9 protein-coding genes (1 of these 9 only partly in view) are annotated in these 8,927 nt (G+C 29.4%); all 9 read right to left on the bottom strand.

Features of this window, described 5'->3' with window-relative positions:
* Nucleotides 1-350: the 5' end (the start) of an aldo/keto reductase gene (locus PZA12_RS04445; RefSeq protein WP_077840937.1), read on the bottom strand. 571 nt of this gene lie to the left of the window's left edge; only the first 350 of its 921 coding nucleotides appear in the window; it begins with the start codon at nucleotides 348-350; the stop codon falls past the left edge of the window.
* A gap of 85 nt (nucleotides 351-435) precedes the next feature.
* The gene (locus PZA12_RS04440) at nucleotides 436-1,311 is read right to left on the bottom strand and encodes a MurR/RpiR family transcriptional regulator (RefSeq protein WP_041894307.1); all 876 of its coding nucleotides are present in this window, start codon (nucleotides 1,309-1,311) and stop codon (nucleotides 436-438) included.
* A gap of 30 nt (nucleotides 1,312-1,341) precedes the next feature.
* The gene (locus tag PZA12_RS04435) at nucleotides 1,342-2,310 is read right to left on the bottom strand and encodes a Gfo/Idh/MocA family protein (RefSeq protein ID WP_103698458.1); all 969 of its coding nucleotides are present in this window, start codon (nucleotides 2,308-2,310) and stop codon (nucleotides 1,342-1,344) included.
* Nucleotides 2,311-2,357: 47 nt separating this feature from the next.
* Nucleotides 2,358-3,038, bottom strand: coding sequence for a ribose 5-phosphate isomerase A (gene rpiA, locus PZA12_RS04430; protein WP_077840935.1), 681 nt, complete (start codon nucleotides 3,036-3,038; stop codon nucleotides 2,358-2,360).
* 187 nt (nucleotides 3,039-3,225) lie between these two features.
* On the bottom strand, nucleotides 3,226-3,759 hold the full coding sequence (locus PZA12_RS04425; RefSeq protein WP_078116069.1) for an ECF transporter S component: 534 nt from the start codon (nucleotides 3,757-3,759) through the stop codon (nucleotides 3,226-3,228).
* 38 nt (nucleotides 3,760-3,797) lie between these two features.
* Nucleotides 3,798-4,943 (bottom strand): pyridoxal-phosphate-dependent aminotransferase family protein, encoded by a 1,146-nt coding sequence (locus tag PZA12_RS04420; RefSeq protein ID WP_103698457.1) that lies wholly within the window; start codon nucleotides 4,941-4,943, stop codon nucleotides 3,798-3,800.
* A 292-nt stretch (nucleotides 4,944-5,235) separates the two neighbouring features.
* Nucleotides 5,236-5,547: a PTS sugar transporter subunit IIB gene (locus tag PZA12_RS04415; protein ID WP_077842752.1), complete on the bottom strand. Its 312-nt coding sequence runs from the start codon at nucleotides 5,545-5,547 to the stop codon at nucleotides 5,236-5,238.
* A gap of 317 nt (nucleotides 5,548-5,864) precedes the next feature.
* Nucleotides 5,865-7,247, bottom strand: coding sequence for a L,D-transpeptidase family protein (locus PZA12_RS04410; protein ID WP_103698456.1), 1,383 nt, complete (start codon nucleotides 7,245-7,247; stop codon nucleotides 5,865-5,867).
* A 293-nt stretch (nucleotides 7,248-7,540) separates the two neighbouring features.
* A complete protein-coding gene (locus tag PZA12_RS04405; RefSeq protein ID WP_103698455.1) occupies nucleotides 7,541-8,782 on the bottom strand; it encodes a L,D-transpeptidase family protein in 1,242 nt (413 codons plus the stop codon).
* Nucleotides 8,783-8,927 lie beyond the last annotated feature (145 nt).

Here is an 8,927-nt window from a genome sequence, read left to right as displayed (position 1 = left end):
AGGAGTAATGTATCTACATAATCTGTTTTTAATCTCTTTAAACTAGCATCTACTGAATTTAAGATATGTTCTTTTGAAAAATCATACATTATTCCTGGTACTATAGAACACTTAGTCTGAATGATCATTTTTTCTCTTATGGAAGAGTTCATTTTAATTGCATCTGCAAAAACTTCTTCTGATTTTCCTCCCCCGTATATATCAGCATGATCAAAGAAATTAATTCCTTCTTCCAACGACGTCTTAATGATCTTTTCCGCATCGTTCTTTTCAACTGATGCCATTCGCATGCATCCAAGCCCAATTTCAGAAGCTTTGATTCCACTATTCCCAATATCTATATTCTTCATCTTTATACCCTTCCTTCTTCAAATCTAATATCTATTTAAAATTTTAAATAAAATATCTATTATATCACTCTATTGTAATTTCTCCTTATATCTTTCCTTCTGCAATAGATTGTTCGTGCTGACTAATCCAATTATATGCATCTTCTTTATCCCTTGTTAAAAGTAAATATAAGATTTCTATAACAACCATAGCCGATACTCTAGAAAAGCTAAACTCATCTAGAAATAATTTCTCTCTTGTTGAAGTATTTATATGATATTTGCTTTTGTTGGCAACAGGAGAATTCTCATGATTAGTTATAGAAATAGTTGTTGCCTGTCTTTCATTAGCAATTTCAAGTAAAGCTACAAGCTCTTTTGAAGCTCCTGAATTAGATATTACTATAACTACATCTTCTTTAGTTAAAGTATATGAAAATGCAAGTTGTGTTTCCCATATGGTATTAGTAACAGATGATATTCCCAACTGATTAAACTTATATGCTCCATCCATTGCTACAGGTATTGTATTACCAACCGCTGCAAATTGAACAATTCTCGCTCCTTTAATTGCTTCTAATATTCTTTTTATATTACCTTCATTCATCATTGAAATTGTTTGTTTTAATTCTTCAATTTTATTTGCTAATATATTTTGAAGTGATTGCATTATATTATTGGAATCTAATTCATTTGATATATTACTACTTTTTAAATTAACCATTTCTTTAGCTATTTTAATTTTCAAATCATAGAAACCTTTTAAATCACATTTTTTACAGAACCTAACTATTGTAGCTTCACTAACACTACTTTCTAATGCTAACTCAGAAACAGTCATTTCAATGACTTTTTCTTTATTATTAATTATATAATCAGCAATCTTTTTTTCTGCTTCATGTAAACTTTTATAAATACAAAGAATTTTATCTAGAACACTCTTTTCTATCTCTCTCACTTTAATAATTACTCCCTTAATCATCGTATCCAAGTAATTAATTTATAAAACTTGTTACTCAAAAGTATAGCTTAAATTCCATTGTTTTCTTACCTCATCCATTATATCCATAACATCAACAGACAATCTTAAAGTATCATTACCTGTTTTACTCATTACCATACTATTTACGCATTCAATTTCATATTCTAATGCTTTTGAACCATGGCCTTCTTCAATAATTTCTACACTTCCATCAGGATATGTAATTGTTGCTTTATCTGCTCTTGGAAAATTTTCAACAGTTATATATCCTAATTCTCCACATACAATTCCTCTCTTTGGCTGTTTTGCTCTCATAGTTAATGATATAACTGCCATTTCATCATCAGAATTTTTAAGAATTATACCTGACTGCTCATCTACTCCAGTTTCGAATTTCTTAACTGTAGTTAAAATTTCCTCTGGCTGACTAGAGAGAAAGTACCTTGTGAATGACAATGCATATGTTCCTATATCAAGAAGCGCACCTCCTGCTAAATCTGGGCTAAAGAATCTATTTGTCACATCATACTCTTTAAGGCTTCCAAAGTTAACTTGAATCATTTTAATCTTTCCAAGCTTGCCATCATCAACAATTTTACGTAACTTTTTATATAACGGCATATGATAAATAGTCATTGCTTCTGCCACTATTAATTTTTTCTCATTTGCTAAATCAACTATTTCTTTCAATTGCTTTCCATTTACAGTAATTGCTTTTTCACAAAATACGTTTTTATTATTATTAAGACTCTTAATTATATATTCGTAATGATTACAGTGAGGCGTCGCTATATAAACGACATCTATATTATCATCTTTTAGCATCTCATCATAATCTCCATAAGCTTTTTCTATGTTATATTTATTAGCAAAATCCCTTGCCTTTTCAATATTTCTTGAACCTACCGCATATATCTTCCCATTCACTTCATTTATAGCCTTTGCAAAATCTGCTGCAATTGTTCCCGGCCCTAGTATTGCCCAATTTATTTTATTCATATCCTTCACCTCATACGTTTTAATTTTAAATTTTATTCTTAATTAAATTATTTTTGTGAAATTTCTCTAATACCTTCTTCACTGGCAATAATTACTTTTGTAATTACATTAGTAAATAGCGATGTTTCTATAACTCCACAGATTTTTATTAGATTATCATTTAGTTTATGAATATCTTTTACATTATTAAAGAATACATCTACTAATAGGTTGCCATTATCACTTATAGTGAATCCATCTTTTATATCGCTACTTCTAATCACTGGTTTCCCATCTAATTCTAGTACTTTTTTTTCAACATACTTCAAAGAATCCTCTAAAACTTCAAGTACTACTGGAACATTAAATGTTAACTCTTTTTCAACTTTTGCTTCATCAACAAGGAGAATATATTCTTCCGCCATACTAGCAATTAACTTTTCCTTAGTATGAATTCCTCCACCACTTTTCAATGCATTTAATTTTTCATCAACTTGATCACAGCCATCAAAAGCAACGTCCACTTTATCCACAGAACTTGTGTGCAAAACTTCTAAACCTTTTTCTATACAAAGCATCTTTGTTTTCACTGATGGAGTAACTATCTTTACGTTAATATTTTTATCCTGTTTTATAAATTCTATTAAATAAGCTATGCTCCTCCCTCCGCCTAGACCTACTATCATTCCATCTTTTATATATTTCATGGCTTCCTTAGCACTATTTTTCTTTAAATCGTTATCACTCATTCTCAATATCCTCCTAAATACAGTATCAAGTTAATATAATCATAATATGATATATTTATTTCGTCAATATCATTATTTACGAAATAAAGTTTCATAAAGTGTCATATTTTATTATAAGCTTTATTAAATGCAAAAAAATGATGCTTTAAAGTAGTATAAATCACTTCAAAGCATCATTTTTATATATTTAAATATACTTTTTATATCTTCTAAGTACTTTAGCAATAGGTAATCCAAGCAATAATCCAATAATAATCTGAGTCACATTTCCAGGTATTGATGCAACTGGTGCTACCCAGTTTCCATAAAGTATTCCTTCAGTAATGTAGTATCCTGCTATCATCCAAATACCTGATAAGATAATTGCTAAAAGATTAAGTACAATACTATTACCTTCTTCATTTTTACTCCACGATATGGCACCAACCATGTATCCCATAATTCCTCTTACTACGAACGTAAATGGAGCCCAAAGTGCCCATCCTGATGATAAATCAAATATTGCCATTCCTACAGCAGCAGCTATAGCCCCCTTCTCTTTTCCAAACACAATTGCTGTAACAAATAACATTACAGTTCCTAAATGAACTAATCCGCCAGTAGCTAATATCGGCAATCTAATATTTATAAATGCTGTTGCAACAAATACTAGTGCTGTTAATAGTGCTGTTTCTACCATGTCTTTTGTTTTAAATTTACTTTTTCTTCTGTTTATTTCCATTCCTTGCCCCACCTTTGCTTAATTTAATAACTAACTATTTAACTATTTAAGTGTCTAATAAATGAATTCACTAATTCACCATTACTTTCAAATCCTAGATCTTTTAGTCCATTCTCAATTATATTTAATGCATAAAGAATCTTATCAACTTTTGCATTCTCCCCCATGTGTCCTATTCTTAAAATTATATCTTCATATGGATTTAGTGATGTTATAATCAAAGTATTGTATTTACTCAACATATGATTCTTAAGCCTCTGAGCGCCTATGTTTTCCGGTATTTTAACCGCTGTTACTGTATTTGAATAACCATCTTCTAAAAATAATTCAAGCCCAAATTCACTAACAGCCTTCCTAGTCGCATATGCTATTTTTTCATGTCTTTTAAGCACATTTTGAATTCCTTCATCCAAAATATTATCAACCGCTTTATCCAACCCCATGATATCACTTATCGGCATTGTGTAAGGAAACCACTTATTTGTGTAATAATTTTCCCAGATATTAAGATTGCAGTAAAACCCTATTACTGGAGTCTTTCTATTTTTCATTGCTTCTTTAGCCTTTTCGCTGATGCTTACCATAGTTAATCCAGCTGGAGCTGAAAATGCTTTCTGAGATCCACCTAATGCTATATCAATTTTCCAGTCATCACCCCTTATTTCTTCTCCACCCATTGCAGAAACAGAATCAACAACAGTTAAAATTCCATACTCATTTAATAATTGGCATATCTTAGATAAATCATTTAAAACTCCTGTTGGCGTATCGCAATGAACTATTGTTGCATACTTAAAATCATGATCCACATTTAAAAATTCATTTAATTTACTTTCATCTATAGCTTTGTTATAATCGCACGAAAAATATACCCCTTCTCCTCCGTACATTTCAACAAAGTCCTTAAAACCTCTCCCATAAATTCCATTGTCTAAGACAAGTACTCTATCACCTGGTTCAGTAAGAGATGCGCATGCCGCTTCTAATCCTAAAATACCTTCCCCACTTAGTATATATACCGGATTTTTTGTCTCAATTATTTTCCCTATTTTATCACAAGTATTTTTATAGAATTCCACAAATTCTTCGTCTACATCTGGATTAGTAGTTATCCTAGCTCTTTCTAGCCTTACATTTTCTCTAACACTTGTTGGACCCGGAGCATAAACGAATTTCTCATTCATAGAATGCATCACCTTCCTTTCTTTTGTATTTTAATATTAATTAAAATATCATATATAATAAAAAAAGTAAATTGTACGGATACAATGTGTTTTTTATTTTTAATTCTCTATTAAAACCTAGCTTTCTAAATCAACTATTTTCATATTTTATACTTACACAATGAATAATATCTGCAGATTTTCTAATGATATAATTTACCACAAAATAAAAAATAAGCTTTCAAAAACAACTTGAAAGCTTATTTAATAGAATTTATAAAATCTTCTATAAATTTTTAGGTCTATTTTTCATTTATTTCTTCTCTATTAACTTCAATGCAAAATCCAATACTTTTTGACCATTCATCATTCCATAATCAACCATAGGTATTACATCTACTGGAATTCCTAATGGCTCACAAATTTTCTTTGCCTTTCCTAATGTATATCCAACTTGTGGTCCTAACAAAGCAACATTTACGCCATCTAGATTTTTATCCATTTGACTTTCTGGAAAAGCTTCAATATCTACTTCTATACCTTTAGTCTTGGCTGCATCATTCATTTTATTAACTAAAAGACTTGTTGACATTCCTGCTGCACAAAATAATCTAATTTTTATCATAATTAATTCCTCCTAAACAATGTATTTATTCTAGTGCTATTACTTAGTTAAAGTATTTGCAAATTTTCTTAATTTAATTATTTAATCAATTAAACTCTTTTTTGTTATTAAATAATCTTGGCCATGTCCAAATAAAACTCTATTATAGGCCAACCTTAAATATTAATTTTTCCTTTTTATTGATCGGTATGAATTTATTATATAACAATAAATTTCCTTTGTAAATGTTTTCCGTTATATCCACTTAGGAAAAAATCAGTTTCAATAGGATAGTTGTGATTCATCTTTTATATAAATTTAATCATTTAGAACCGCCACTAATAGCAAACTATCGGAGTGCCTTCTTCAATATTATTAAATAGAACCTTTGCGAGATAATATGGTGCATTAACACATCCATGGGAGCCATTCGCTTTATATATGTTTCCACCGAACTCTGATCTCCAACTTGCATCATGTATACCAACATTCCCATAAAAAGGCATCCAGAAAGAAACAGGACTACTATAATTTTCACCTTTCAAGGTAGCATCCTTTTGCTTATAATTTAATTGATAAACTCCAGTTGGAGTCGGAGAGCCTCTGCTTGCATTACCTGTAACAACATCACCTTCTATTACAAGTATTCCATTTTTGTAATACCATAAGTGTTGAATATTCATATTAATTTCCACATAAGTATTGCCTATGTCATTACTATCATGAGATAAAGCAACTTGCTTATATATAGGCTCTTTTGCTATATTTTCTCCTTTCTCAATATATTTAATCAACTCTTTTGCTTCCTGTGAAGTATCAATTAGCCATCCATAATTTCCTCCACTAACTTTTGTTATTGTTCCTAAAGATGTTTTGAAATCTCTTGTTTTTCCTGAGGTATTATACGTATTAGCAATTTTTTTCATATACTCATAGACTTTTTTTTCATCAATTGCAACAGAATAATCTTGATCTACTTTAAGCCAATTGTGTATTATTGATCCATCAATAACTTCATTATCTTCGCCGAAGGAATATGTAATTTTTGATGATGCATATTTATCGAGTATATTTTTAGCGTCTAAAACTTCCTTAGATGTTGATATATACTTAGGATTCTCATAGCAATTAATTGATTCTAAATTAATTTTCTTCTCCCCACTAACAATTGCTTTTATTAAGTGTTCATACAAATCATCTTTATTAATCTTATTTCCATATATCTCTTTGTTAATTATATATCCATCATCTTTATATTCTAATTCAGGATTTTTAGGTGCCACTACACTGCTTCCTGTTATACCAGAAAGATTATTAAAGCTTTTCTTTAATAAATCTTCGTTATATGATACAGAATCCGTGATTGTATAATTCTTCTCTCCTAAAAAAGATAAAATCCAAGTAAATGGAATCTGCTTACTTTTCAGTTCTTTAATTTTATCTCCTAAATCATATCTTAAGTTAATATCCGCTCCTTTTATTTCTTCCTTTGCACCATAACGTTCTTCTAATTCCACTGAATATGTGGACATTTTAGATAATATTTCTTCTTCTGCCTCTTGCACTGTTTTACCTGAAACGTCAACTCTGTTAATTGTTGAACCAAAATAAAAATGATTGATAAAATGTATAGAAACTATTGAATATATAGCTACCAGGGCACAAATAATCATCATTATTCTTTTTGGATATTTTATGTATTGTAATATTTGTTTTATCATACTTATCCCACCTGACATCATTCAACCTTACAATTTTCATTTTTAAATTCTAAAATTATAGCTTGTACAAAAAATATATTAAGTAACTTTTATTAAAGTTTTATATTTTAATAATTATGTAATTATAATTGTATTTAGAACATTTTAAATTCAATTTATTAATTATAAAATGTTTATTATTATTTATAAAAAAAGGAAAGTTCTGACCTAAAAAGATCAAAACTTTCCTTTGTATTAATTATAATTAAATAGAGCTTTTTACTCTCGTGTGCTGATTAGAAATATCTCTAATATTACTCATGAACAATAACAGGGCAGCCTGGGCTAATATTATCAAATATTGCCTTAGCTACATAATATGGCAGGTTTACACATCCATGTGAACCATCCGTCTTATATATTTCTCCTCCAAATTCATCTCTCCAACTAGCATCATGAAGGCCAATATCATTCTTAATAAAAGGCATCCAAAAGCTAACTGGTGCTGCATAATCTTCACCTCTTAATACTGAATCTCTTTGCTTCGAATTTAGGTAAAACACGCCTGTTGGTGTTCCATGCCCAGTACTTTCATTACCTGTAACTAGATCACCTTCTACAACAAGATATCCATCTTTATAGAACCATAAATGTTGTTTACCTTTATCAACTTCAACAAAAGTATCACCAACATTACTAAAATAACTGGATGTAGAGGTTTGAGTATATATTGGATATTTACTTATAGTTTGTCCACTCTTTATATTATCTATCAGAGCTTTTGTTTCCTCAGAAGCATTAATCATCCAACTATGGTTATTACCATTATCTCCACCGCTAACCTTTATGCTTGTACCAAGTGATGATGCATAAGTATTTGCTATATTATCAACATAGTTTCTAACCATATTTTCATCAATTGTTACATTAAAATTATTATCAACGCTAATCCAATCCTTTATTATTGAACTATCTAAATATTGTGTTAGTCCTCCAAAATTATAGGTAATTTTAGAGGCTAGATACCTATTAAGTGTATCCCTAGCGCTAACAACTACTGGGGAGTTTATTTTAAATCTAGGCTCTGAACTTTCGTAACAGTTAGCAGCCTCTAAATTCAATGTTGTGTCTCCATTTTGAATCGCTTTTACTATGCTTTTGTATAATATATCTTTGTTTACTTTGTTTCCATAAACTTCTTTTGATATTACATAATTATTATTTACTAAGACTAAAGTAGCATTTCCAGATTGAACCACTTTACTATCATCAGAACAACTTAGTTTATTTATAGAATCCTGTAACAATTTATTATCAAATGTGATACCTGAATCAGTTTTCAAACCAATGTCAGATCCATTAATTTGTTCCTGAACTCCTCCTCTTTCTTGTAATATTAATGCATATGTTTCAGGTGACTTTTGTTTTTCATTTTTAGTTTCAGCATACGCACCTATACTACTAATAATAGAAATTAAAAATACAATGCTCAGACAATAAAAAAAGGCTATCATCTCTTTAGTAATTTTATTAGATCTATTTTGTTTTTCTTCCATAAAAACCCCCTTATATAAGATTCTATCAATATTAAATTTTTGCACATACAAGAAATTTTTATATAAGTATTATAAAGCTGTTATATACATTATTCCCCCTTTAAAAGCTCTTTGTAAAATATAAAATCTCTTGAATAATATAACA

The sequence above is a fragment of the Clostridium beijerinckii genome (genome assembly GCF_036699995.1).
Classification (GTDB): domain Bacteria; phylum Bacillota; class Clostridia; order Clostridiales; family Clostridiaceae; genus Clostridium; species Clostridium helianthi.
Note: the sequence above shows the minus strand (reverse complement) of the source record. Positions and strands in the feature narration are given on the sequence as shown.

Bases quoted from the DNA above. Each gene is read 5' to 3' on its own strand.
- PZA12_RS04410 (WP_103698456.1), bottom strand. From the start codon at position 7,247: ATGATAAAACAAATATTACAATACATAAAATATCCAAAAAGAATAATG.
- PZA12_RS04405 (WP_103698455.1), bottom strand. From the start codon at position 8,782: ATGGAAGAAAAACAAAATAGATCTAATAAAATTACTAAAGAGATGATA.
- PZA12_RS04435 (WP_103698458.1), bottom strand. From the start codon at position 2,310: ATGAATAAAATAAATTGGGCAATACTAGGGCCGGGAACAATTGCAGCA.
- PZA12_RS04415 (WP_077842752.1), bottom strand. From the start codon at position 5,547: ATGATAAAAATTAGATTATTTTGTGCAGCAGGAATGTCAACAAGTCTT.
- PZA12_RS04440 (WP_041894307.1), bottom strand. From the start codon at position 1,311: ATGATTAAGGGAGTAATTATTAAAGTGAGAGAGATAGAAAAGAGTGTT.
- PZA12_RS04420 (WP_103698457.1), bottom strand. From the start codon at position 4,943: ATGAATGAGAAATTCGTTTATGCTCCGGGTCCAACAAGTGTTAGAGAA.
- rpiA (WP_077840935.1), bottom strand. From the start codon at position 3,038: ATGAGTGATAACGATTTAAAGAAAAATAGTGCTAAGGAAGCCATGAAA.
- PZA12_RS04425 (WP_078116069.1), bottom strand. From the start codon at position 3,759: ATGGAAATAAACAGAAGAAAAAGTAAATTTAAAACAAAAGACATGGTA.